This is a genomic window from Fructilactobacillus sp. X8R4C1 (assembly GCF_059900905.1).
In genome coordinates, this window is sequence record NZ_JBWXVJ010000002.1 from 1 (window position 1) to 25,142 (window position 25,142).

General features: G+C 37.6%; 22 protein-coding genes, 8 tRNA genes, 1 riboswitch and 1 other annotated feature. Of the genes, 24 read left to right on the forward strand and 6 right to left on the reverse strand.

Features of this window, described 5'->3' with window-relative positions; genetic code table 11:
• Positions 1-2 precede the first annotated feature (2 nt).
• The 8 genes from AC6UDA_RS02925 to AC6UDA_RS02960 all read left to right on the forward strand — a co-directional run bounded on the left by AC6UDA_RS02925 (position 3) and on the right by AC6UDA_RS02960 (position 799).
• Positions 3-75: transfer RNA gene (locus AC6UDA_RS02925), tRNA-Val, on the forward strand.
• Between the two features lie 8 nt (positions 76-83).
• Positions 84-158, forward strand: a tRNA-Asp gene (locus AC6UDA_RS02930).
• Between the two features lie 68 nt (positions 159-226).
• Positions 227-299 (forward strand) — tRNA-Phe (locus AC6UDA_RS02935).
• A 6-nt stretch (positions 300-305) separates the two neighbouring features.
• A tRNA-Tyr gene (locus tag AC6UDA_RS02940) sits at positions 306-388 on the forward strand.
• Positions 389-398: 10 nt separating this feature from the next.
• Positions 399-469: transfer RNA gene (locus tag AC6UDA_RS02945), tRNA-Trp, on the forward strand.
• Positions 470-483: 14 nt separating this feature from the next.
• Positions 484-556, forward strand: a tRNA-His gene (locus tag AC6UDA_RS02950).
• 57 nt (positions 557-613) lie between these two features.
• Positions 614-684 (forward strand) — tRNA-Cys (locus AC6UDA_RS02955).
• A 30-nt stretch (positions 685-714) separates the two neighbouring features.
• Positions 715-799, forward strand: a tRNA-Leu gene (locus tag AC6UDA_RS02960).
• A gap of 189 nt (positions 800-988) precedes the next feature.
• Here the strand turns inward: AC6UDA_RS02960 and AC6UDA_RS02965 are convergent.
• Positions 989-1,522, reverse strand: coding sequence for an Ltp family lipoprotein (locus AC6UDA_RS02965; RefSeq protein ID WP_500695751.1), 534 nt, complete (start codon positions 1,520-1,522; stop codon positions 989-991).
• A 745-nt stretch (positions 1,523-2,267) separates the two neighbouring features.
• Between AC6UDA_RS02965 and AC6UDA_RS02970 the strand changes: the two genes are divergently transcribed.
• From AC6UDA_RS02970 to AC6UDA_RS03000, 7 genes are all read left to right on the forward strand, one after another.
• Positions 2,268-3,632 (forward strand): purine-cytosine permease family protein, encoded by a 1,365-nt coding sequence (locus AC6UDA_RS02970; RefSeq protein WP_500710881.1) that lies wholly within the window; start codon positions 2,268-2,270, stop codon positions 3,630-3,632.
• Between the two features lies 1 nt (position 3,633).
• The gene (gene codA / locus AC6UDA_RS02975) at positions 3,634-4,869 is read left to right on the forward strand and encodes a cytosine deaminase (protein WP_500710883.1); all 1,236 of its coding nucleotides are present in this window, start codon (positions 3,634-3,636) and stop codon (positions 4,867-4,869) included.
• 77 nt (positions 4,870-4,946) lie between these two features.
• The gene (locus tag AC6UDA_RS02980; RefSeq protein ID WP_500693616.1) at positions 4,947-6,002 is read left to right on the forward strand and encodes a zinc-dependent alcohol dehydrogenase family protein; all 1,056 of its coding nucleotides are present in this window, start codon (positions 4,947-4,949) and stop codon (positions 6,000-6,002) included.
• A 229-nt stretch (positions 6,003-6,231) separates the two neighbouring features.
• Positions 6,232-7,533 carry a uracil-xanthine permease family protein gene (locus tag AC6UDA_RS02985; protein ID WP_500693617.1) on the forward strand — a complete coding sequence of 434 codons (1,302 nt, stop codon included), beginning with the start codon at positions 6,232-6,234 and terminating at the stop codon, positions 7,531-7,533.
• A gap of 314 nt (positions 7,534-7,847) precedes the next feature.
• A complete protein-coding gene (locus AC6UDA_RS02990; protein WP_500693618.1) occupies positions 7,848-8,627 on the forward strand; it encodes a transporter substrate-binding domain-containing protein in 780 nt (259 codons plus the stop codon).
• 24 nt (positions 8,628-8,651) lie between these two features.
• A complete protein-coding gene (locus AC6UDA_RS02995; RefSeq protein ID WP_500693619.1) occupies positions 8,652-9,368 on the forward strand; it encodes an amino acid ABC transporter permease in 717 nt (238 codons plus the stop codon).
• Entirely contained in the window at positions 9,368-10,105 is a 738-nt protein-coding gene (locus tag AC6UDA_RS03000) for an amino acid ABC transporter ATP-binding protein (protein ID WP_500693620.1), read from the forward strand. Before AC6UDA_RS02995 ends, AC6UDA_RS03000 begins: the two co-directional genes overlap by 1 nt.
• A gap of 37 nt (positions 10,106-10,142) precedes the next feature.
• On the opposite strand, the gene AC6UDA_RS03005 is transcribed toward AC6UDA_RS03000, so the two are convergent.
• Positions 10,143-10,838: a hypothetical protein gene (locus AC6UDA_RS03005; RefSeq protein WP_500693621.1), complete on the reverse strand. Its 696-nt coding sequence runs from the start codon at positions 10,836-10,838 to the stop codon at positions 10,143-10,145.
• Between the two features lie 105 nt (positions 10,839-10,943).
• A riboswitch (SMK box riboswitch) is annotated at positions 10,944-11,025 on the forward strand.
• Between AC6UDA_RS03005 and metK the strand changes: the two genes are divergently transcribed.
• Both metK and AC6UDA_RS03015 read left to right on the forward strand, forming a co-directional pair.
• On the forward strand, positions 11,023-12,210 hold the full coding sequence (gene metK / locus AC6UDA_RS03010; protein ID WP_500695744.1) for a methionine adenosyltransferase: 1,188 nt from the start codon (positions 11,023-11,025) through the stop codon (positions 12,208-12,210). Its footprint overlaps the riboswitch before it by 3 nt.
• Positions 12,211-12,271: 61 nt before the next feature.
• The gene (locus AC6UDA_RS03015; protein ID WP_500710885.1) at positions 12,272-13,741 is read left to right on the forward strand and encodes an MDR family MFS transporter; all 1,470 of its coding nucleotides are present in this window, start codon (positions 12,272-12,274) and stop codon (positions 13,739-13,741) included.
• Between the two features lie 2 nt (positions 13,742-13,743).
• On the opposite strand, the gene mnmM is transcribed toward AC6UDA_RS03015, so the two are convergent.
• On the reverse strand, positions 13,744-14,313 hold the full coding sequence (mnmM, locus tag AC6UDA_RS03020) for a tRNA 5-(aminomethyl)-2-thiouridylate-methyltransferase MnmM (RefSeq protein WP_500693624.1): 570 nt from the start codon (positions 14,311-14,313) through the stop codon (positions 13,744-13,746).
• A gap of 87 nt (positions 14,314-14,400) precedes the next feature.
• Positions 14,401-14,594: a binding site (T-box leader), on the forward strand.
• Between the two features lie 62 nt (positions 14,595-14,656).
• Between mnmM and leuS the strand changes: the two genes are divergently transcribed.
• Positions 14,657-17,074 carry a leucine--tRNA ligase gene (leuS, locus tag AC6UDA_RS03025; protein WP_500710887.1) on the forward strand — a complete coding sequence of 806 codons (2,418 nt, stop codon included), beginning with the start codon at positions 14,657-14,659 and terminating at the stop codon, positions 17,072-17,074.
• A gap of 73 nt (positions 17,075-17,147) precedes the next feature.
• Positions 17,148-18,830, forward strand: a complete 1,683-nt coding sequence (locus tag AC6UDA_RS03030; RefSeq protein WP_500693626.1) for a putative polysaccharide biosynthesis protein — start codon at positions 17,148-17,150, stop codon at positions 18,828-18,830.
• A 44-nt stretch (positions 18,831-18,874) separates the two neighbouring features.
• Here the strand turns inward: AC6UDA_RS03030 and AC6UDA_RS03035 are convergent, their stop codons facing one another.
• Positions 18,875-19,699 carry an NAD(P)H-hydrate dehydratase gene (locus tag AC6UDA_RS03035; RefSeq protein ID WP_500710889.1) on the reverse strand — a complete coding sequence of 275 codons (825 nt, stop codon included), beginning with the start codon at positions 19,697-19,699 and terminating at the stop codon, positions 18,875-18,877.
• A gap of 110 nt (positions 19,700-19,809) precedes the next feature.
• On the opposite strand from AC6UDA_RS03035, the gene pepV reads away from it, so the two are divergent.
• Positions 19,810-21,213: a dipeptidase PepV gene (pepV, locus tag AC6UDA_RS03040; RefSeq protein WP_500693628.1), complete on the forward strand. Its 1,404-nt coding sequence runs from the start codon at positions 19,810-19,812 to the stop codon at positions 21,211-21,213.
• A gap of 38 nt (positions 21,214-21,251) precedes the next feature.
• Here the strand turns inward: pepV and AC6UDA_RS03045 are convergent, their stop codons facing one another.
• Positions 21,252-21,884 (reverse strand): deoxynucleoside kinase, encoded by a 633-nt coding sequence (locus tag AC6UDA_RS03045; protein ID WP_500693629.1) that lies wholly within the window; start codon positions 21,882-21,884, stop codon positions 21,252-21,254.
• 157 nt (positions 21,885-22,041) lie between these two features.
• Here AC6UDA_RS03045 and AC6UDA_RS03050 point away from each other — a divergent pair, with 157 nt between their 5' ends.
• The 3 genes from AC6UDA_RS03050 to AC6UDA_RS03060 are packed head-to-tail and all read left to right on the forward strand — an operon-like array spanning position 22,042 to position 23,873.
• The gene (locus AC6UDA_RS03050) at positions 22,042-22,728 is read left to right on the forward strand and encodes a CPBP family glutamic-type intramembrane protease (protein WP_500709179.1); all 687 of its coding nucleotides are present in this window, start codon (positions 22,042-22,044) and stop codon (positions 22,726-22,728) included.
• Positions 22,729-22,742: 14 nt separating this feature from the next.
• The gene (locus AC6UDA_RS03055; RefSeq protein ID WP_500693631.1) at positions 22,743-23,369 is read left to right on the forward strand and encodes a hypothetical protein; all 627 of its coding nucleotides are present in this window, start codon (positions 22,743-22,745) and stop codon (positions 23,367-23,369) included.
• 3 nt (positions 23,370-23,372) lie between these two features.
• A complete protein-coding gene (locus AC6UDA_RS03060; RefSeq protein ID WP_500693632.1) occupies positions 23,373-23,873 on the forward strand; it encodes a phosphatidylglycerophosphatase A family protein in 501 nt (166 codons plus the stop codon).
• A 32-nt stretch (positions 23,874-23,905) separates the two neighbouring features.
• On the opposite strand, the gene AC6UDA_RS03065 is transcribed toward AC6UDA_RS03060, so the two are convergent.
• Positions 23,906-24,133, reverse strand: coding sequence for an SH3 domain-containing protein (locus AC6UDA_RS03065; protein WP_500693633.1), 228 nt, complete (start codon positions 24,131-24,133; stop codon positions 23,906-23,908).
• A 588-nt stretch (positions 24,134-24,721) separates the two neighbouring features.
• On the opposite strand from AC6UDA_RS03065, the gene AC6UDA_RS03070 reads away from it, so the two are divergent.
• Positions 24,722-24,958 (forward strand): hypothetical protein, encoded by a 237-nt coding sequence (locus AC6UDA_RS03070; RefSeq protein WP_500693634.1) that lies wholly within the window; start codon positions 24,722-24,724, stop codon positions 24,956-24,958.
• The last annotated feature ends 184 nt before the right edge of the window (positions 24,959-25,142 follow it).

Genomic DNA, 25,142 nt, shown 5'->3' on the forward strand with positions numbered 1-25,142 from the left:
TTGGAGGATTAGCTCAGCTGGGAGAGCATCTGCCTTACAAGCAGGAGGTCACAGGTTCGATCCCTGTATCCTCCATAACGTATGGTCCGTTGGTCTAGTTGGTTCAGGACGCCTGCCTGTCACGCAGGAGATCACGAGTTCGAGTCTCGTACGGACCGTTTGTTGTGGGTAACCCTTGCAACATTAATTAAATAGTTTTATTATTATAAATGTCATAAAAGACAATGGCTCGGTAGCTCAGTTGGTAGAGCAACGGATTGAAGCTCCGTGTGTCGGCAGTTCGATTCTGTCCCGCGCCATTATATGGAAGGATAGCGAAGTCTGGCTAAACGCGGCGGACCGTAAATCCGCTCCTTCGGGTTCGGTGGTTCAAATCCACTTCCTTCCATTTTATTTATAGGGATATCGTACAACGGTAGTATACCGGTCTCCAAAACCGTTGATGTGGGTTCAATTCCTACTATCCCTGTTTATGATGTTATGGCGGTAGTGGTGAAGTGGTTAACACATCGGTTTGTGGTACCGACACGCGTGGGTTCGATTCCCACCTACCGCCCTTTTGATTGCTTGGTTCCAGTAGGGAAGGGCAGTTGTTAAGGCTTAGTGCCTTTATGGCGGTATAGCCAAGTGGTAAGGCAGAGGTCTGCAAAACCTTCATCACCGGTTCAAATCCGGTTACCGCCTTTGTTTTACTGCTTTAGCAATCATTAGCATGCCGGAGTGGCGGAACTGGCAGACGCGCTGGACTCAAAATCCAGTGATCATTGCGATCGTGTGGGTTCGAACCCCACCTCCGGTATAACATAGTTATATAGCTTATCTTAGCAAATCAAGAACGTTGTTATGACAACGTTCTTTTTTTATACTTTGATCTTACTGTGTATAGTTTATTTAATTTTTAAGTGGGTCACACCCTTTAAATACGTGTTAGAAATAAAATGGCCAAAATAAAAAGCCATCGTAAAATGACTTTTTATCTTATTATGTTTTATTGGTTAATTTGACCTAAGTTGTTTTTATTAATGGCATACTTAGCTTGTTCAGGGGTGTATCCCTCAGCTTCAGAGGTTAGCTGATCGTAAACTTGTTGAGCTGATAAATGTTGTTCTTTCGAATAGTTTTTTGCTGATTTAACCGCGTTTTCTTGATAATCTTTATCACTGAATTTATTAACGGCCGATTGAGCCGCTTCTGGTTTAAATTTATTTCCAGATTGTGATGTTAATTGAGTATATAAACGCTTCTTAGACATTGGAACAGATTCCATATAGCTTTTAGCGGTATTGTATGCATTATTGCTCTCAGTGTTTGCGCTATCAGTTGTTGAAATTGCCGACGCCGTTTTAGACGAACTCTCTAGTTTTACTTTTTGGGATGTTTGACTGTCCGATGTTGCAGAACTACTTTTCTTTTTATCACTGTTACTTCCAACAACGAAGATTACTACAAGTATGATGATTGCAATTATGATCCAAACCCAGAATCGTTTATACCATTTCTTTTTTTGTTTTTCCTTTGCCATAACAAACTCCTTATATTAGCTTTTAACGTCAATCGATTTTGGACGTATTTTATAATCATACTGATTATTTATTATTTAGTGACACCCGAAACACTACCTATTTAGTATATCAAAGTAGCATAAATAAAAAAATCATCAACTTAATCTTTAGTTGCTGACACATAATTATTGATGATAAAGTAGTTTTGTCAAAATAGTTGACGTTCCTTATTCCACCGTACACGCGGCAAAGATTGAGGGAGAGGTCAGGTAATTAAGCTTTCTTCTTGCTAAGTAACACTGATGTGACATATACTAATAATGCAGGGATGAGTCCGGGTACATTAAGGTTCTGTTGATCCTTCATTGTTGTTAATTTATTAACTGCCCGGACTTAGACCTGTTTTTTGATGGCTAAGCTAATTATGATAATTGATGCATTAAGATGAAATAGGGATCACCATTTGGTGATCCCTATTTTCGTTTATTTCGAAGTTTTATTTTTAACTTTCTCAATTTTAATTTTTGTTTCTTAAGCTTTAACTTTTGTTTTTTTAATCGTAACTTTTCACGCTTAAGTCTTGCTTCACGTCTCCCAAGCATATTGATCAACCCCTTAATTGAACTAGTACTTATGATACACTCTTCTTTTTTATAATCCAATCATCATTTTCATAGCTAAATTTAGCTTTTAAATCACTTTAAGAATTACTATAATTGGTTCAATGTGAATTTTGGTTATCATTTTAATTCAAGGGAGGAAAAAATGGAAAACGAAAATAAGTACGAAATTCATCCCATTCCAAAGAACGAACGCAACATGAGCTATTGGGATATGTTTGCTAACTGGTTTGGAGCAAACGCTAATAATGGAACTTGGTTTATTGGGGGTATTATTGCCGCTTGTGGTTTATGGGGCGGTTTTAGTGCTTTGGTGATTGCCTCAATTATTTCATATCTGTTTCTAAGTTTAATTGGATATGAGGGGTATAAAACGGGTTTATCGACGACAACTTTGAGTCGGGCGACATTTGGAATCAGGGGAAGCATGATCCCATCGGTTGTCAATTTAGTGATGTTTATGGGTTGGACCGCGGTTAATACTTTTATTGCGGCAACTTCATTATCCTATATTTTTAATTCATTCTTTGGATGGCCAATCTTTGGGAAGTCTGGTGGTACGTTCGGTTTAGTTGTTGGAATTCTGGTTATGAGTATTTTACATATTCTTAGTGTTATATCAGGGCAACGATCCATTAGAATTATTGAAAGAGTTGGAATTATTCTAGTTATAGTCTTTGTAATATGGGAAGTCTTGGTAGTGTTTAGAGATGTTTCGTTTACCCAACTTGCTCATTATATGGTTCCCAAAAGGGATCGGATGCCGTTTGGAGCAGCAATTGATAGTCTGGCTGCGTTTAACTTGGCATGGGTTACCAGTGGAGCTGATTTTACTAGATTTACTAATAAAAAGCGTGTTTCAACAAGTGCACCATTTTTGGGAGCTTTACTAGGGGCAGTCAGTTTTGCATCCATCGGATTATGCACTACCATCAGTATTGCCATTACGTCTGGAGTCTATGATCCCAATAATTCTGATCCAAGTACAGTGGCCAATAAATTGGGTCTAGGAATGATTGCAATGATTGTGATTGTCTTAACCAGTATGACTGCTAATGCTGTTAATTTACAGGCGGCTGGATCAGCATTAACGAATATGTATCATAAATTGACATTAAAACAGTCGTTGTTGATTGTCACCGTGGTGGCGATGATTTTAACCTTTACCCCACTTTTAAGTGGAAGCTTTCTTTCTGCTTTTACGGCCTTCCTTGATTATATTGGGATGTTTTTAGGCCCAATCATCTCCATCATGCTAGTAGATTACTTTCTTCTTAATGATCGTGACTACCGTTTGGAATCATTTGGAGATCCGAAAGGAGAGTTTTGGTATAGCCATGGAGTGAATTGGTTTGCGTTTTCACTTTGGATTTTAGGAATTTTGTTATACTTAATGTTGAAAAATGTTGCAATTGTTAAAAATACCATTGGAGCAACTTTTATTGTAATGGCAATTATTGCTGTTCTCTACTACGTTATCGGTCGGGCGTTAGAAAGACGGGACAAATAAAATGATTATTAAACAGGGATATATTGAGAATTCGACAAAAAAACAAGACATTTTAGTTAAAGATGGAAAGATTAAAGAGATTGGTGATCACATTGATGATCTTAAAGAAGAGGTGATTGACGCGAATGGTAAATTAATTATTCCACCATTTATTGATTCACATGTCCATTTAGATTCGACTCTGACAGCTGGTGAACCCCGGTTTAATGAAAGTGGAACCCTATTTGAGGGTATTTCAATTTGGTCTGAGCGAAAACAAAGCTTATCTGAAAAAGACGTTAAGGAGCGCGCCATTAAAACGCTCAAGAATCAGGCTGAACATGGAATTCAGTTCGTTAGAAGTCACGTTGATACTACTGATCCCAATCTTACCGCTCTTAAAGCACTTCTTGAGGCAAGAGAACGGGTATCTAGTTTTATCGATCTCCAATTAGTTGCTTTTCCACAGGAGGGGATTCTATCATTTCCACATGGCAAAGATTTACTAACAGAAGCTGTCAAAATGGGAGTTGACGCCGTGGGTGGAATTCCCCACTACGAATTTAATCAATATTATGGGCGTGATTCACTAACGTTTTTGATGAACTTAGCTGAAAAATATGGCAAACTTGTTGACGTTCACTGCGATGAAATTGATGATCCCAATTCCAGAAATTTGGAAGTTCTAGCTACTTTGGCGTATGAATCAGGACTAAGTGATCGGGTGACTGCAAGTCATACAACGGCTCTTGGATCGTATAACGATGCATATGCCGATAAGTTGATGAGAATTCTTAAGATGTCAAAGATTAACATGGTAGCCAATCCACTAGTTAATATGCATTTGGGTGGTCGATTTGATACTTACCCTAAACGACGGGGTCTAACGAGAGTCAAGGAACTTTTAAAGCATGGAATCAACGTCTCGTTTGGAGAGGACGATGTAAAAGATCCGTGGTATCCAATGGGGAACGGTAACATGTTGGATGCGCTTTACGTTGGTATTTTAGCGAGTCAATTGATGGGGTACCATCAAATTATGGATTCATATAAATTGGTTACTACCAACGCTGCTAAAACTTTACATGTTAGTGATCATTATGGAATTGAGAAGGGGAAACCCGCTAGTTTCTTAATCTTTGATACAGATAATTTTTATAATGAAATTAACGAAAGAAGAACGCTTTTATACTCGATTAGAAACGGGAAAGTTTTGGTTAAAAAACAACCAGAAGAAGTTCAAACTCATTTTGATTAGGTTTTAGTCAGTGGACTTCACTTTCATTTTCTTTGTGATATGATGAACGTAAAGATTACATTGAGGAGGCAATTATAATGGTAGAAGAAGCTAATACCGAGATCCCTAAAACTATGAATGCTTGGGAAATTGTTAAACCTGGACCGATTAACGGAAGGAAATCTCCCTTAAAATATGTTAGAAAAGACGTTCCAGCACCTGGTGATGGTGAAGTCTTGGTTAAGGTATTAACGTGTGGAGTTTGTCACACGGATTTACACGTTACCGAGGGTGATTTACCAGTCCATAAAAAAGATCTAACTCCTGGACATGAAATTATTGGTAAAGTAGTTAAAAATGGTCCTCATACTCGTCGATTTAAAATTGGTGATCGAATCGGAATCCCATGGTTACGGAAAACATGTGGTGTATGTAAGTATTGTCGTTCTGGCAGAGAAAATCTATGTCCATATTCTAAATATACGGGATGGGATCATGATGGTGGCTATGAGGAGTATACAACCGTTCCAGAGGGATTTGCTTATCGAATTCCAGAACGGTTTAATTCGCTTCAAGCAGCCCCACTGCTTTGTGCTGGAATCATTGGGTATCGGGCTTTTGAACGTGCTAACATTCCAGCTGGTGGTACCCTTGGAATTTATGGCTTTGGTGGGTCTGCTCACATCACCGCGCAATTGGCGATTGATCAGGGAATTGACGTTCACGTCTTTACACGAGGTGAAGATGCCAAACAATTTGCCTTGTCACTTGGGGCAAAATCAGTAAATAACACATATGATATGTCGCCCGTTCCTCTAGATTCATCGATTATTTTTGCACCAGTCGGTGAGGCTGTTCCTAACGCGTTGAAAAGTTTAGCTTCTGGAGGGACTTTAGCATTAGCCGGAATTCATATGACTGATATTCCTCAGATGAGTTACGAAGATCATATTTTTCACGAAAAGAACTTAACGAGCGTTGAAAGTAATACGAGAAGTGATGGCGAAGAGTTTTTGACCTTAGCTGATCGGCTACACATCGAACCTGACGTTACTGAGTTTCCACTTTCAAAGGCGGATGAAGCATTGAAAAGGGTCGCAAAAGGTGATTTGAAAGGTGCGTGCGTTTTAAACGTCGGGTTAGAGAGTGATTAGTTTCTAAATAAAATAAAAGGGATCTACCAATTATAAAATTTTTCGGTTGGAAATTTTATTGACAAACAATCATATAAAATATATCATTTTAACTAAATAAATCTTTAAGTGTGTCCAGTGAGGCAGCAAGATTTCGAATTTTAAAGTGATACTGTGAAACTTTATTTAATCGAAGACTGTTGTCCACTTGGACAGCAGTTTTTTTATTAAAGAAGGGGAGTCAGTATAAATGTCTCAGAAAAAGGACTATGTATTAGGAATTCATGATCGTCCATCACCGTTAAAGTGGGTCGGACTTTCCTTACAACACATGTTTTCAATGTTTGGTAGTACAGTAATTGTTCCATTGTTGGTAGGTTTAAGCCCAAGTATTGCGCTCTTTGCATCGGGAATTGGGACCTTACTCCATGTTCTAATTACTAAGGGGAAAATTCCGGCATATATGGGTTCGAGTTTTGCCTTTGTGACTCCCATGATGGCGTTAATGAAAACGACCGGAATTTCAGGAGTTTCACAAGGAGTAGTTGCCGTTGGTTTAGTTTATGTGGTGGTTGCCACGATCATTTCATTTATTGGATCTGATTGGATTGATAAGATCCTACCACCAGTGGTAGTGGGGCCGATCGTAATGGTGATTGGACTATCACTTGCAGGGAGTGCTGCCCAAAATGCAATGATGGATCATGGAAAATATAGTTTGGTTTTCTTTAGCATCGCGATGGCCACCCTGTTTTTAGCAATTTTTTTCAACGTTAAATTAAAGGGATTCTTGGGATTAATTCCGATTTTATTGGCAATTGTCTGTGGGTATTTAATTTCAATGGCGTGTGGATTAGTTGATATTCACGCAATTGCCACTGCTCCATGGTTTAAAATGCCTCCGTTTCATATCATTGGTACCGAGCGAGGCTTCAAGTTTGACTGGAATGCCATCTTGATTATGGCTCCAATCGCTTTTGTTACGATGACCGAACACATGGGTCATTTGATGGTACTCGGCGAAATGACTCACAAGAATTTCTTTAAGAATCCAGGTTTAAATCGAACGCTTGCTGGGGATGGAGCCGCATCGCTTGCAGCTGGAATTCTTGGTGGACCAGCGGTAACTAGTTATGGCGAAAATATTGGAGTCATGGCAATTACCAAAGTTTACAGTGTTTGGGTCATAATCGGAGCAGCGATTTTTGCCATGATCTTTGCGTTCGTGAATAAGTTAAATGTTTTAATCATGCAAATGCCGCTCCCAGTTATTGGTGGAATTAGTTTTCTCCTATTTGGGACAATTGCTGCTAATGGTGTCAAAGTGATGATTGACAATAAATTGGACATGGATAAGAAACGCAATTTAATGATTGCGTCGGTTATCTTGGTAATTGGAATTGGTAATGCATATATTCAAATTGGAAGTTTCCAGTTTACTGGAGTGGCTTTAGCAACTGTGATTGGAATCGTTTTGAATCTTCTCCTACCAAAAGACGAACATGATGATCCAGATCTTGAAGATCAATCTATTGACCCAGTAAAGAAATAGTAATATTATGATTTTATGTTAAAGAACACGAAGGGAGAAACTAATTATGTGTAAACCATGTTGTTGTAAAAAAGATTTGACAAAATCTGACAACACTTTTGGTATGCACTCAAAGGTTTCTCTATAAATGATATTAATTTATTATAATTATGAGAGGACTGGTGGATCCAGTCCTCTTTTTTGTGTTCTTTTGTGATTATTTAGGAGGTATCATCATGAAAAAGTTACTTGTCTGTTTAAATTTTTAGAGTAAAATAAACATAGCGAGTTAGTTAATTTTGCACAATATATTTTAATGAATGGGGATTTTAATTATGAAGAAAAGATGGCCTTTACTTTTACTAACAGGAGTGGCCGCGTTGGCTCTTACCGTTACCGCATGTGGGAAACAATCCGAGACTAAAAAGCCTGGGACTTTGACGGTTGGTATGGAAGGAACTTATGCTCCGTATTCTTACAAGGATAAGAACGGTAAGTTAACCGGCTTTGAAGTTGATTTGGCTAATGATGTTGCTAAAAAGATGGGGATGAAGGTTCAATACAAGTTAACTGGATGGGATTCATTAATTCAGGGACTCAATTCTAATTCTTACGATGTTATTTTTAACAATATGGCAATTAATCCAGCTAGAAAAAAGCAGTATCGGTTTGCCACTCCATACATTTATTCAAAGGCAATCATGATTACTAAGAAAGATTCACCAATTAAAAATGCTCAAGACTTTAAGGGTAAGAAGGTCGCTGAAGGTACTGGTACTGATAACTGGAATAACGCCGAAAAGCTGCATGCTAAACCAGTTACTTCACCAGATTTTAATACTTCAATGCAAATGATTGATCAAGGTCGTGTTGTTGGTGCCTTAAATGCTCAGCCAGCATGGCAAAGTTGGTATGCAAGCCATAAGAATACTGACCTTCAAGCTAAACTAGTTCCAACTAATGTTATTCCACAAAGTCAAATTGCTCCAATGATGAACAAGAAGTCTGCTAAGTTAAATAAACAGATGGACAAAGCAATTAATGAACTTCGAAAAGATGGTACCTTGAAACGATTATCAATGAAGTACTTCGGAGAGAATATTACCGATAAATAATATTAGTTAGGAGCTTAAAGAATTATGTGGGACATTATCATTTCATCATTACCGAGTCTCTTAGAGGCAATGATTAAATACACCATTCCACTAACAATTATTTCATTCTTTTTTGGTTTAATTCTTGCGATTGTTACCGCACTGATAAAGTTTTTAAAACCACATGGGAATGCATTTGTTAGAGTTATGTGGGGCATTTTTAGAGCCATTGCAGACGTATACGTGTGGGCTTTTCGTTCCACTCCATTGTTGGTTCAGTTGTTCATTATTTATTTTGGTTTACCGAATCTGCAAAATTTCATTCCCGGTTTTAATTTTGAAATTCCGGCCTTTACGGCAGCAATAATTGGGTTTTCGTTAAATACTGGTGCTTATGCTTCGGAAACCATTCGGTCAGCTCTGATGTCTGTTCCCCAAGATCAATGGGATGCTGCGTATACTCTGGGTTTTAGCACCACTCAAACCCTGTGGTACATTGTTTTACCACAAGCAGCACGAATCGTACTTCCTCCACTATCTAATGAATTTATTGGATTAGTTAAGGATACCTCTCTTGCAAGTACGATTACCATCACAGAGATGTTTCAGGTTAGTCAACAAATTGCGGCGCACAACTATCAGCCACTACTTATGTACACAGAAGTAGCTGCTCTTTACGCTATTTTGTGTAGTATTTTAACGATCCTTCAACACTATCTCGAAAAGCGTTCTTCAAGATACTTAAAGGGGGATGAAGGCTAATGATTAAGATTGAAGACATTGTAAAAAAGTACGATGGAAAAACCGTTCTGAATAAAATTAGTACGGAATTTCCTGAGGGAAAAACGACCGTAATTGTTGGCCCTTCTGGTTCTGGAAAGTCAACGTTGCTACGTTCACTGGACTTATTGGTTCATCCAGATTCAGGCGTAATTAGTTTTCCTAATTTTTCGTTAAACTACGCGGATAAGATTACCAGTAAACAAAGTAAGGAATTACGAGCACAGACTAGCATGGTCTTTCAAAATTGGAATCTTTTTCCTAATTTACGGGTGATTGATAACATCACAGCTGCACCAATCCATGTTCATAAGATTTCGAAAAAAGATGCGGTTGCTCAGGCAGAAAAATTATTGAAACGGGTTGGTCTTGAAAAATATGCTAATTTCTATCCCGATGAATTATCTGGAGGAATGCAACAACGAATCTCAATCTGTCGGGCATTGGCAGTCAAGCCTAAGTACATTTTATTAGATGAACCTACCAGTGCACTTGATCCGGAGTTAGAGACGCAAGTTTTAGAAATGCTGGAAGAGTTAGCCGATCAGGGACAGTCAATGATTATGATTACTCACAACATTGAGTTTGCTAAATTATCTGCTGATAAAATGTTATTCATCGAAAATGGGGAGAAGATTTTTGATGGATCAAAGGACGAATTTTTTAATAACCCTTCGCCAAGAATCAAAGAATTTTTAGATGCAATTTCTTTACAGTAAATAAAAATGAGGACTTCATATTTTGAAGTCCTCATTTTTATATGAAAGTTGCTAATCCAATAATTATAAATGAAAGTAAACAATTTTCTGGGGTTTCTTTTTCGCTGAAGATTTGAATTCCGTATGAGATTAATACTAAAGTAATTAAAATTGCACATTTTAATAAGGGAAAATTTGCTAGCAGAAGCGCTGCAAAGATTAAAATGAAGATAAAGTTTAATTTAGTTTCAAGTCGGTGATTAAAGAACGGAACAAAGAACAAACAGTATAAGCAAAATAGAATTCCAACGTTTACGAGGACACTTGATTCTAGGTATTGGTTATCGAGATAACAAAAAGAAATGACCGGAGCAATTGAATTTAAAAAGGAAAAGCAAACCAGTCCATAGTAATTTTCGAGTTTAAATTTGGGCATCATTACAATGATGTTGGTGATTCCAAGGATGACAAACAGGATGATTAATAAGATGGGAAACAAGGAGACAATCGCTAATAACACTGGGATGACGTTGAGAAATAAATTGATCCTCGGATCATAACGAATGATGAAAAGTAGAAGGGAAGCCGACCAAAGAAACTCTGATAGGATTAGCACCACCAGTCTGGTATTCCATTGTACTGATAGTAAGTCTACTTGCGAAGCAAAGAGCCATATTAGTGTATTCAAGATGATGAATACCGTAAGAATTAGGGCATGTAAGGTGGTTTGATTTTTTTCAATAAAAGTTTTCATAATATTATCCTTTTTGTATTAATAAATCCATGTTAATCAATTATGTAAATTTGTTCAATGGAGGTTTTGTGTGCTTTTTAATTACTTGCGAATATGTTATTATTATAAAGTTATGAGCAGATTCCCGATAGGATTCACGAAGAGTGAAGTTGCCTTGTAACCACAAACAATAGGGGGAATAAGAATGTCAGAAAAGCGTTTATTTACTTCTGAATCAGTTTCAGAAGGTCATCCGGATAAAGTTGCCGATCAAATTAGTGATGCAATCCTGGATGCAATTTTAAAAAAAGATCCAGATGCACGAGTTGCCTGTGAAACCTCAGTTACTACAGGGCTTGTATTGGTGTTTGGTGAAATCTCAACTAGTGCCTATGTTAACATTCAAAAAGTTGTTAGAGATACAATTCGTGAAATTGGTTATAATGATCCTAAATACGGATTTGATGCAGACAGTGTTGCTGTGTTAGTTTCACTTGATGAACAGTCACCAGATATTGCGCAGGGAGTTGATGAGTCGGTTGAGACTCGTGGTGGAGACGTCGATCCTCTTGATAAGATTGGTGCTGGGGACCAGGGAATTATGTTTGGTTATGCAGACAGTGAGACCCCTGAGTTAATGCCACTCCCAATCTCATTGAGTCATCATTTAATGCAGAAACTCTCTAAGCTTCGTAAAAATGATTCTATTCCTTATCTTAGACCGGATGCCAAAGCGGAAGTAACGGTTGAATACGATCAAAATGATGATCCTAAGCGTGTTGATACCGTGGTTTTAAGTACTCAGCATGATCCTGATGTTACTCAAGAACAGATTCGAAAAGATGTTATCGAGAAGGTTATCAAAACGACGATCCCGTCTAAGTATCTTGATGAGAACACTAAGTATTTAATCAATCCAACCGGAAAATTTGTGGTTGGTGGACCCGTTGGCGATGCCGGCTTGACTGGAAGAAAAATCATTGTTGATACATATGGTGGGGCAGCTCATCATGGTGGCGGTGCTTTTTCTGGGAAAGATGCAACTAAGGTTGATCGTTCCGCAAGTTATGCAGCGCGGTATATCGCTAAAAACATTGTTGCGGCTGGACTTGCAAAAAAGATTGAAATTCAGTTGGCATATGCCATTGGGGTTGCTGAACCAGTTTCAATTTCAGTTAATACGTTTGGAACTTCAAAAGTTTCAGACGATAAGTTAGTCGCTGCCATTAGAAAAGTATTCGACTTGCGGCCAGCTGGAATTATTAAGATGCTTGATTTAAAGCGACCAATTTACAAACAAACGGCTGCTTATGGTCACTTTGGGAGAACGGATGTTGATCTTCCATGGGAGCATACCGATAAGGTAAAAGAGCTACAAAATTATTTTAAATAGGATTTAAATGACGACCTTCAATGGTCGTTTTTTATTGTATCAAATAGAAAGATGATGAAATATGAAGGGTAAAACAAACGTTAAAGTTGTGACAATTGCATTATTTGTTGCCACATTTATGAGCGCAGTTGAGGGAACCATTGTTTCGACGGCAATGCCCACGATTGTCGGTGATCTTCATGGGGTGTCGTTGATGAACTGGGTTTTCTCAATTTTTCTTTTGACAAATTCAATTGCCACCCCAATTTATGGGAAGTTAGCCGATCAATTAGGTCGTAAATCGGTTTTTATATTTGGTCTGGTGGTCTTTGTTATTGGCTCCATGTTGTCAGGAATGTCCAATAGTATGGGAACATTAATTTTATGGCGAGCAGTTCAAGGAGTCGGTGCAGGAGTAATTATGCCAGTATCCTTTACCATTATTGCTGACATGTATTCTTTTGAAAAACGAGCTCAAGTGGTTGGTTTGAATGGATCAGCGTGGGGAATTGCCTCAGTGGTTGCACCATTACTAGGCGGATTTTTGGTTGACAACCTTTCTTGGCATTGGGTTTTCTTCATTAATGTTCCGATTGGGATACTGACGATTATTTTGATTGCATTATTTTTGCACGAACCAAAACGCAAGATTGAAAGTAAGATGGATTTACCTGGTGTCGTCTTAATTGCGGTTCTTTTGTTTTCAGTTATGTACACGTTTCAAGTCTTAAGTGAAGCTCCAATCAATTGGATAATGGTGACTGGATGTTTGGTGGTAGCAGTTATTAGTGGAATCTTATTTTATCGACAGGAGAAAAAAGCGACTGATCCACTAATTCCAATCCAGATGTTTAAAAGTCGAACATTTGTCACCCAGAATTTAATTGCAGCTCTGATTAGTGGTTTTATTTTTGGATATGAGGTTTATTTGCCGGATTGGACCCAGGGTATTTTAGGATTAAAAGCCACCATGGCTGGCTTTGCGATCACACCCAGTTCCGTTCTATGGCTGGTTGGTTCTTTTATTTCAGGGAAAATGATTCTGAAGTACCGGCCACAACAGATTATGAACTTTAGTTTAGCGTTTGTTTTGCTAGGAGCAATTTGTATGGTCCTACTTCCGATTACTACGCCATTTTGGGTTTTCTTTGTTCTTTCAGCCGTTTTAGGAACTGGCTTTGGAATTACCATTACTACTTCCACCGTTACGGTTCAAAACGAGGTTTCACCAGAACACGTTGGAGTAGCTTCTTCATTCAATACTCTGAGCCGAACCCTCGGTCAAACAATTATGATTTCTATTTTTGGAATTGTGATGAACACCTCGATGGCAAAAGGGGTTAGTGAACATCCAGGGACTAACTTAAAAATGATGAATACACTAATTAATCCCCAGACGGCGGTTAATTTATCCAAAAAAGTTCTGCCCGTACTGCATGAGATTCTTTACAGTTCCATTCATCATATCTTTATTTTGGCTTTATTATTAGTGATTTTATCGTATGTTGTGAACTGGTTTGACCATAAAAACACGCAAAAGAAAACGAACTAACATTACTTAGCTCGTTTTTGAATTGCCACTAGGATTGGTGGATCATTGATTTGATTGATAAATTGATATTTTAAAACGTGGTACCTGTGCTGATTGAGACTACTAGCAAATTTTAAAACCTGTTCCTTTTCCTCTTTGCCGCCAGCGTGACCATAGTACAGTACTAAAATGATGATTCCGTTAGGAGTTAAACATTCAAGAATATCACTAATAGCTTTAATGGTGGTTTTGGGTTTTGTTATGATTCTTTTGTCACCAGTGGGAAGGTATCCTAAGTTGAAAATTGCGGCCACAATTGGACTGTTCTGAACGTATTTCTTAACGTTTTCATGCCCATCAAGAATAACTTGACATTGTTTTTGCTCACCATATTTCGTTAAGCGTTGTTTGGTGGCTAAAACGGCATTCGGTTGAATATCAAAGCTAAAAACATGGCCGTTTTTACCAACGAGTTGAGCTAAATAAAGGGTATCGTGGCCTAGTCCGGCCGTTCCATCGATTACGGTTTCACCTGGTTTAACAATTTGTTTTAGTAGAGTATGGCTAAAATTTAATGCTGATTGTAGTTTCATTTGAAACACCTCACTAATTATTATATCAGTTGTTTGTGATTAACTTGTTTTTTTGGATAAAATTTGGTAGAGTTTATTTAATCATATAATATATCATGTAGGTGAAGTATTAGATTGTTTTATTTTTCAGAAACCAAGTGGGTGATGCAAACTTGGAAATAGAATGATTGAACTTATCATCGAAGTTTTAGCCGAATTAAAAGCTAAACGTTTTTCCGCGTTATGGAATCAAGGGTCTCTTATGAGAAATTTAGGTGGTACCGCGGAACCTCGTCCTATAGAATTGTTTTTCTATAGGCTTTTTTTATGGTGATTTTTAACGAACTAATAAGGAGTGAATTTGATGGCTTACGATCATTCAAAAATTGAAAAGAAATGGCAAAAGTATTGGGATGATCACCAAACTTTTAAAACCAGTGATAAACAAGAGAAAGATAAATATTACGTGCTAGACATGTTTCCTTATCCATCAGGTCAGGGGCTTCATGTCGGTCATCCAGAAGGTTACACTGCCACTGATATCATGGCGCGCTTTAAGCGAATGCAGGGTAAAAATGTCCTTCATCCAATTGGATGGGATGCCTTTGGGCTGCCGGCAGAACAATATGCGTTAAAGACCGGTCACAACCCACGTGATTTTACGAAGAAAAACATTGACAATTTTAGACGTCAGATTAAATCGCTTGGATTTTCCTATGATTGGGATCGTGAAGTCAATACTTCGGATCCTAATTACTATAAATGGACTCAATGGATTTTTGAACAGCTGTACAAAATGGGATTAGCCTATGAAGATGAGATTGAGGTTAATTGGGCCCCTGATTTCATGGGTGGAACCGTTGTTTCAAACGAAGAGGTTGTTAATGGAAAAACTGAACGTGGTGGTTATGACGTTTACAGAAAACCTATGAAACAGTGGGTTTTGAAAATCACTGCCTACGCTGACCGTTTGTTAGATGATCTTGACGATTTAGACTGGCCTGAAAGCATTAAACAAATGCAACGAAATTGGATTGGCCGTTCCGTTGGGGCTAGTATCTCATTTGATGTAAATGAAGAAGATGAAAAGATCGAAGTCTTTACTACTCGTCCTGATACTATTTATGGGGTGTCTTACCTGGTGCTTTCACCAGAAAGTCCGATTGTAGATAAAATTATGACACCAGAACAAAAGGCCGATGTAGAAAACTACCGGGCTAAAATTGCCTCTAAATCAGACCTTGAAAGAACTGATTTAAACAAAGATAAATCAGGAGTATTTACCGGAGCTTACGCAATTAATCCTGTGAACCAAAAGAGAATTCCAATTTGGATTGGTGATTATGTTCTGCCAAGTTATGGAACCGGAGCAGTCATGGCCGTTCCCGCTCATGATCAACGAGATTTTGATTTTGCTAAGAAGTTTGATCTGCCTATCATTCCAGTGATTGAGGGTGGTGATGTTGATGATGCACCTTACACGGGCGATGGGGTTCACATTAATTCCGGTTTTCTTGATGGATTGAATAAAAAACAAGCTATCGATAAAATTATCGAATGGTTAAAGGATCATCATGCTGGTAATAAAAAGGTTAATTATCGATTACGTGATTGGATTTTTAGTCGCCAACGTTACTGGGGTGAGCCCATTCCAGTAATTCACTGGGATGATGGCACAACTTCCTTAGTTCCAGAAGACCAGTTACCATTACGGCTTCCTAAAGCGGCTGACATTCAACCGTCTGGAACCGGTGAGAGTCCATTAGCTAATCTTACTGACTGGGTGAACGTGACAGATAAGAACGGTCGTCATGGTAAACGTGAGACTAATACGATGCCACAGTGGGCCGGCAGTTCATGGTACTACTTGAGATACGTTGATCCTCATAATGATAAAATGATTGCTGATCCGGAAAAATTGAAGTACTGGCTTCCAATTGATTTGTACGTCGGTGGTGCTGAACACGCTGTTCTTCATTTGTTGTATGCGCGATTTTGGCATAAGGTGCTCTATGATTTAGGAGTAGTGCCGACAAAAGAACCGTTCCAAAAATTAGTTAATCAAGGTATGATTCTTGGTACTAATCATGAAAAAATGTCAAAGTCCAAGGGAAATGTAGTTAATCCCGATGATATTGTTAAACAGTACGGTGCTGATACGCTGCGCTTGTACGAGATGTTTATGGGACCACTATCTGAATCTAAACCGTGGAATACAGATGGAATTGTTGGTGCTAATCGTTGGATTAAACGAGTTTGGCGCTTATATATGAATGATGACAATACGATAAGTAAGGCGATCGTTGATGACAATGATGGTAGTCTTGATAAGATTTATAACCAAACCGTTAAAAAGGTGACTGATGACTTTGAAAACATGCGTTTTAACGTTGCCATTTCTCAAATGATGGTTTTCATCAATGATGCATATAAAGCACAAAGGTTACCTAAAAAGTACGCGGAAGGGTTCATTAAACTTCTTTCACCAATTACGCCACATGTTGCTGAAGAATTATGGCAAAAGTTAGGTCATGATCATTCCATTGAACTTGCCAAATGGCCAGAAGCTGACGAAAGTAAGTTAAAAGAAGACCAAGTTGAGCTGGTGGTTCAGGTTAATGGAAAAGTGAGAGGTCACATTAAAGTTGGCGTGGATGCTGGGAAGGACGAGTCTGAAAAAGTTGCTTTAAATGATGAAAATGTTAAATCATTCCTTGATGGAAAGACTGTTAGAAAGGTAATCGTCGTTCCAAAGAAAATTGTTAATATTGTTGCAAATTAAGCTTGAATAAATTTGAAATTATTTTTCGAAATGGTTAAAATTTATATTTGTAACGTGAAAGTAGGGGAAATTTGTGAACAACGATTTCGAACAAGATGAATTAGAAAAAGAAGAAATTGAAGATAGTGAAAGATCACAAGGTAAGATGGTTAAAGGATCAGCCTGGATGACCATTGGAAGCATCCTCTCACGAATTCTTGGTGCCATTTACATCATTCCTTGGCGATTGATTTTTGGAGCGTCATTGTTTCCGCTTGCCAACACGTTGTATACCATGGGTTACAACATTTATAGTGAGTTTTTGACAATTGCCATTGCGGGGATTCCGTCGGCGGTTGCAAAAGAAGTGGCCCATTATAATGCGTTAAATGAGTATGGGGTAAGTGCGCGACTTTATAAGAAGGGAATTACCCTTTCGGTTATTACCGGAGTCGTTTGTGCACTTTTAATCTATTTTTTTGCTCCAATCTTAGCTGGTAGTGGGGGTAAAAATGCGGTTCCGGTGATTCGTTCGTTAGCATGGGCCGTCCTAATTATTCCTGCGATGAGTTTAACTCGTGGATATTTTCAAGGCTTCCAACAGATGGCTCCGTCAGCAATGTCACAATTTGTTGAGCAACTCGCGCGTGTCATTTACATGTTGGCTTCAGCCTTCTTCATTATGATCGTGATCCACGGAAGTTGGGTAACCGCCGTTACCCAGTCAACTTTTGCCGCCTTCATCGGTGCTATTTTTGGTTTTTTAGCACTAGGATGGTATTACTGGCGACGACGTGATCATTTTCAGGGGCTTATTGCTTCAAGTGATAACGCTATTAACGTTAAGACTAACGATCTTTATAAAGAAATTATTAGTCAAGCGGTTCCGTTTATTATTCTTGGTTCTGGCATTACCATTTTTCAATTAATTGACCAATATTCCTTTTTTAGTATTATGCGTTGGGCAACTAATTATACTAATACTAATTTACAGTATATTTATGCTATTTTTGCGGCTAATGCGAATAAATTGATTATGATTGTGGTTTCGTTAGCTTCCGCCTTGGCAATTACCGTAGTTCCGTTGCTTTCTGAAGCCCGAACCAAAGGTGACATTCATTCAATTAGTAAGCAACTTAGTAATGCGTTAATTTTATTTGAATTTGTCATGCTTCCTGCAGCTTTAGGGATGGCAGCTATTGCTGGTCCGATCAACCGAACCTTTTATGGAACCGCCAATATGGATTTAGGAGCGGACATTTTAACGTTTTCTGCTATCATTTCAATTAGTCTAGGCTTGTTTACGGTGGTTACCGCATTAATGCAAGGAATCTCTGAAAATAGACGAGCAGTTAAATACTTTGTGGTTGGAATTGTAATTAAGTTAGTTGCGCAAGTTCCTTTAGTTTACTTCTTTGGAGCTTTTGGAGCCTTAATGGCAACCGCAGTTGGATTTACAGTTGCTAACTATCTGATTGTGCATTCCTTAAGACATGAGTTTGGATTGGAAATGAGTAGTATTAAATCTAATTCTGTTAAAATTTTAGCGTTTGCTTTGATCACATACTTTGTGGCCTTAATTGTAGTTTATGGAGCTAACTTCTTGTTTGGGATGGTAGTCAATTACAATAGTTCACTAATCAGTTTGTTTGTTTCGATTTTGGCTACGTTAGCTGGTGGATTTGTGTACCTATTCTTGGTACTTAAAAGTCGGGTAGCTGATAAGGTCTTAGGAAATAAGATGCAAAGTGTGAGGAAGTTTTTACACATTCGATAAAAAAAGAAGATCCAGTCAGGATCTTCTTTTTTTATAAATTAAATTCATGCTTCGTGTTCATGCATAAAGCGTGGAAGCCGTTGTGAAATTTGATGAGGGAGAACTATATATTGAGTGGCTGCTAGTTCGTCGGCAATTGCACTGTGGGAATAAACGGCTGCTAAAACAGCATCAACCTCGTCGTCAAATTGGGCAACGAATCCACCGATAATTCCTGCAAGAGTATCACCCATCCCTCCAGTTGCTTGAGCAGGCGTCCCAGTCGTGTTTTGGTATACTTCATCTGGGGTATAAACCTGAGTACGATCAGATTTAAGAACGACAATCCCACCAATTTTGTCGCGGGCTTCTCGGTTACGTGCCTCAGTTTGATCGGCCATTTTAATTCCGGATAAACGTTGCCACTCCATTTGATGCGGGGTAAAAATTAATTTGGCTTGTGGTAATTTTAACCCACGTTCAGCGATCATCGTGATGGACGAACCATCAATTAAGAGGATTTGATCGGGGGTGACATTATCAAATACGGTTTCCATAATTTCACAACTATGATCATCGGTCCCAAGTCCAGAGCCAATGGTAATAACTTTCATAGCTTTAATGAGTTGAACCATTTGATCAGTGTCGTTATAGTCTGCAAACATTGCTTCGGGTAGCCAAGAGTGGAGCGCACTTTGATTCGTTGGATCCGTGATAGTAGTTGTGAGTCCAACGCCAGAGTAAACTGCTCCAAGCGAACTCATTATGATTGCACCACCAAAGTTTTCGTTTCCACCAACTAAAGCGATTTTACCGTAAGTTCCTTTAAAACTATTTTTGGGTCGAATGCGGATGGTTTTAGTTAGAATTGATTTATCAATTTTCTTCATTTTGTTCACCTCGGTTGCATTATATCATGCGTTGGTTGAATGTTGTCCAAATGAGTTGTTACTTTCTTGATTATGTTAGAATAAGGAATAACTAAGTAGGAGGGTATAACATGGCAATTGACTGGAAAGATAAAGCACAAAATTACAAAGATGATTACTTAAATGACTTAAAAAAATTGATTTCAATTGATAGTTCGAGGGACTTGGAGCACGCAACGGACGAATACCCATTGGGCCCAGGTCCAGCTCATGCATTACAACAGTTTCTCTCTTTTGGTGATCGTGATGGGTTTACTACCAAAAACATTGATAACGTAGTGGGATACATTGAGTATGGTTCAGGCGATGAAACCATGGCAATTTTGTCACATGCTGATGAGATGCCCGGTGGCGCAGGTTGGAATTCCAATCCATTCGAACTAAAGCTTGAGGGTGACAATGCAATTGGTCGAGGAGTTTCTGATGACAAAGGACCAGGACTTGCCGCCTATTATGGATTAAGAATGCTTAAAGATGCAGGGATTCAGCCGAAGGTCAAAATTCGCTTGATAATTGGAACGGACGAAGAGTGTGACTGGACTGGAATGAAACGCTATTTTGAGGTTGAACCAGATCCTTCATTTGGATTTTCGCCAGACGCCGAATTTCCCTTGATCAATGGGGAAAAGGGTAATGTGACGCTTGAAACGCATTTTGCTTCCAATAAAAGCGATGGTGAGAACACTCTGATGCATTTTAATGCCGGATTGCGTGAAAATATGGTACCACGTGATGCGGAAGCCGACGTTGTTGCTGCGGATGTCTCCAAAATGGCCGATGAATTTGAAAAATATTTAGATAGGGTTCCCGTAACTGGAAGCTATGAAATCGAAGGGAACAATATTAAAATCAGTGTAGTCGGGAAAGCAGCACATGGAATGGAACCTAAGAACGGTATCAATGCTGGAACCTATTTAGCTGACTTTTTGGTTGATTATAGTTTTGATACTAGTGGTGCTAATATCCTGAACTTCATCGACGAAAAACTGCATGATGATTCTCGTGCTCATAAATTGGGGCTTAATTTTACTGATGATGTGATGGGGGAACTAACCATGAACGTCGGTCTAATGAATTTTGATCATGAAAATGGTGGGATGGTCAACACTAACTTTAGGTATCCCAAGGGGATTACGACTGATAAAATTTTAGCTAAAGTTCAAGATGCCGCTGATCGGTTTAACGGGTCAACCAAACAAATTTCGCAAATGGTGCCCCACTTTGTTGATGCAGACGATCCCATTGTAAAAACCTTAATGGGTGTTTATCGCGATCAAACTGATCAGGATGACGCTCAACCAGAAGTTGTTGGTGGTGGGACGTATGCGCGAATGATGAAACGTGGGGTTGCCTTTGGAGCACTTTTCCCAGGAACAGAGGACACGATGCACCAAGCTAACGAATACACACCTGTTAATGATTTGATTTTGGCAATGTCGATTTACGGTCAGTCAATTTATGAATTGTCTAAGTAGAGATAAAAAAACTTTGAACAACGTGTTCAAAGTTTTTTTTATCGGATCGTTTTTAATTTTTTATCAATTTTTGCCAATACCTTAGAAACGTTTTGGGGATCTTCTAGATCGTACTTTTGAAGATTAATTTTCATCTTAGGACTGACATTGTATTCGTCATACCATTTTTGGTAAGCTTTCCACATTTTGTAATAATATTCTTCCAGTCCTGGATCGTTGTCCCATTGTTCATAATCACGACCACGCTTTTTGATTCGGTATAAGATGGTGTCGAAATCGCTGTAGGCATAGACTAAAAGGTCGGGACTTGTTTTTGGAAGCTCTTTAAGTTCATCCATCATATTGTCAAGTAGTTTTAAATAAACTTCTAATTCAACGTCAGAAATATTTCCCTCAGCATTATTTTCTTTGGTGAAAAGCGCGTCTTCATAAATAGATCGATCCAACACGTTGTTGTCTTGCTTTAACGCCTTTTTAATCATCGAAAAGCGTTTATTTAAAAAGTATATTTGGAGTAAGAAGCCATACTGTTTTGGATCTTTATAATAAAGTGGCAAAACAGGATTGTCTCCCACTGGCTCGTAGAAGGGCTCTGTTCCATAATGTGCGGCAATTTTTCCCGTTAAGGTTGTTTTACCGACACCAATCATTCCAGCTGTAATAATCACCATGCTTAGCTCCTCTTTTAGTTTAATAACGTCTTTTAGTATATCATTTCGAATCAGTTAGGTTAACGATGGATTTGAACACTAATTTTCCTTCTTTGTTTCAGACCTTATTATTATGGTATTCTATGTTAGTGGAAAAATTTGGAGATGAATTGGATTAATGAAGTGGGAAATGAGTTTAATTAAATTTTTGAAAAGAGCCGTTGTATTTATTGGACTAATTTTTTTGATTTTTGCGGTTCAAGTACCAGTTCAAATGATTGGAATTCACGATTATCATGGATTCAAGGCTTTTCTTTATGGATCCTCTTACATTGTTATTTTTCTTGTCGTAATTAGTTTAGCGCTATGGGCTTATCGAAGTGTGTACAGGCAACGAAGTCATCGGCTTACTGGTCACGATTTAAAGATTATTTTATTGTCAATCTTTAGCTTTTTTGTTATTGAGATTGTGCTTCAAGTTTTAAATAAATTGATTTTTAACCAACTGGGAACAAAGAATAATAATGCCATTTTAAGTCTTTTTCAAAGTAACATGACGGTGTTGGTCTTGATGAGCTTTTCGGCGATTTTTTTATCCCCAGTGTTAGAGGAATTGGTGTTTAGAGGATTTTTTATTAATGCCTTTTTTAATCAAAATGCGTTTTGGCTGCCAATTGTTTTTAGTGGGTTACTTTTTTCTTGTGGTCATATGAGTTCTAACGTGATTAGTTTTATGATTTATGCTATTTTGGGAATGATTTTAGCGTATGTATACAAGAAAACGGGGAAAATTGAAGTTTCGATTGGGGTCCACTTTTTAAATAACCTAATTGCAACCGGATTTATGCTAATGGCAGTCTTATAGTGGTGGAGTGAAAAATGGACGTAGTTGAATTTAATTATTTTAATCAATTAAAGAATCAATTAATGGCGGCTGATGAAGAGTTGGAGCAGCTTAAAAAGCAGTATTTACACTGGATCATGAATCTTGATCAACTCAAAAATGATTATGACGTGAACACAATTGATGAATTAGCTAGTGTTTTAAACGATGGGGATGACGATCAAAAGTCAGCGGATTTAAAAAATGCCCTACTCAATAATGATAAGGATTATTTGTTGAATGGGATGAAAGAGTTGAATAATACTGACTTTCAGAAGTGTAACGTAATTAATCAACGAATTCATAATTTAACTCAAAAATTACGTGAAGTTGAAATATTTTATAAGAATGTCGTTATTCCGATAGTTAACGAGATGAAGAAGAGTAAAATAATAGATGTTATTGGCGTTTCAAGTTCTAGAAATAGTAGTGACGTGGTTTTGAACTTTAGATTTTTATCGAGTTTTGCCGAATTTCAAAGAGATTTTCATAAAGAGATGTATGTTGATGCAATTATAAAGGGTCATCTTAAGGATAAAAGTGTAATGACAATGATGATTACTCAAGATAATTATCCAAACGAATATGATATGACCCTGATGAAAGATATGGAGGAAGATTAACTAATGGTAGATCGAGGAGACTATAAATATCCTGACACTCAGGCGTATAATTTTGTGCTTAAGCGACTGAATGAACATGGAGTAACGATTAAAGATATTGCACAGATTGCAATTGATTTACAGAAAAAATATTCAAATGTTCCTGATTTAGACTATGTTTGTGGGATTGTTAATGATATTTTGCATAAAAGGGAAGTATTGAATAACGCAATGGTAGGGCTTGAACTGGATCGTTTAGCACAAGATGGCGAGTTAGAAGAGCCACTTGAAAGCATTGTCTCCCATGATTTGGGGGTGTTTGGCGTTGATGAAACGTTGGCACTTGGAATTGCTTCAATCTATGGGACGATTGGGGTTACTAATTATGGTGAAATTGACACTAATAAAAATGGAATTGTAAAAGAACTCGATACAAACGGTCAAATTGTCAATACTTTTATTGATGATATTGTTGGAGCTATTGCTGGCGCTACTGCCGCTAAAATTGCACATGATAATGCTTAAAAAAAGGTCCTCACAAAAGTGAGGACCTTTTTTTAGTTTGACTTCTTTACTGCTTTGATGCATTTTGAATTAAACCTGAATTCATCATGAATACTGGTTGATTCACCAACGTCATGTCTCACGACTTTTAACCAATCGTCTTGGTTATCACCTAAGCCAGTTGGGTTAACAAATGTAACTTCGACTAAATCGCCAACTTCATAAGGAAGATTTTTATCGTATTCAACTAAATTATAAGTTTCATAAGCTTTTGTTTTCATATTATTTCCTCCATTGGTTAATTATATCAAATTATGTTTTAATCGCTAAAATTATGCAGTAAATTTTTGTCAATAAAGCGACTGATTGGTTATATTATATAATAATAATTATTATATTATGAGACAAAAGTGAATTAATAATTAGGATAAATACTGATGTCAAGGTATTATAATTATGTTTTGTGAAATTTAAGACTCTATTGTCGTTGTTTTTAATAAAGTTTATAATCTAAATTGTGAAGTAAGCAGTAAGAGATTCATAATGAAATATTGAATGTTGAGATTAAAAATAACTAGACAATTTTGTGAATGCTAATGTAGGAAATAGTGTTCACGTGGTGTTAGAAAGTGTGAGAAGCTTTTAACACCGTAATTAATACTGTCATAAATGATAAGTTGGTGGAAGATAAGTGTTATTGAGTACGTGAAAAATCATTTAATGATAGCCTATGTCTTGTTATAAGATTTGAAATTAAAACAACTATGCGAATTTATTCGTATTTCAATATGATGAATACTCTGAAATACCATTTAGGTCATGCTACTTCGTAGTATGACCTTTTTTGATGGGAAAGGAGGTGAGTCATAATGAAGGAGTTTAAACTAGTAGTTCCAAGTACAGATCGAAGCGTTCGGCTTAGTGGTAGAACTATTTACTATTACAGTATTGGAAATAAAAACAATTACTCCGTTGTTTTTCCATATGATGCCGAATATTTGAACTTACCGAACGGGAAAATGGTTTTTCGCTCGATTACAGACGATTATTTTGGCAAGGCCACAGATGGTAGTTCTTATCACGCTACTATTCGTCTAAACGACTAGTTATTGTAGAGCCAGAAGCTAATACTTCTGGTTCTTACATAGACTCCAATGATTTTTATTGGCATGGTGATAGTTTAATCAATGTTTTTATGGATAGATTATAACTATATAAATCCAATGATATAGATTTATAGAAACTAAAAGAGGGAATAATAACGCACATTATTATTCTCTTTTTACATAA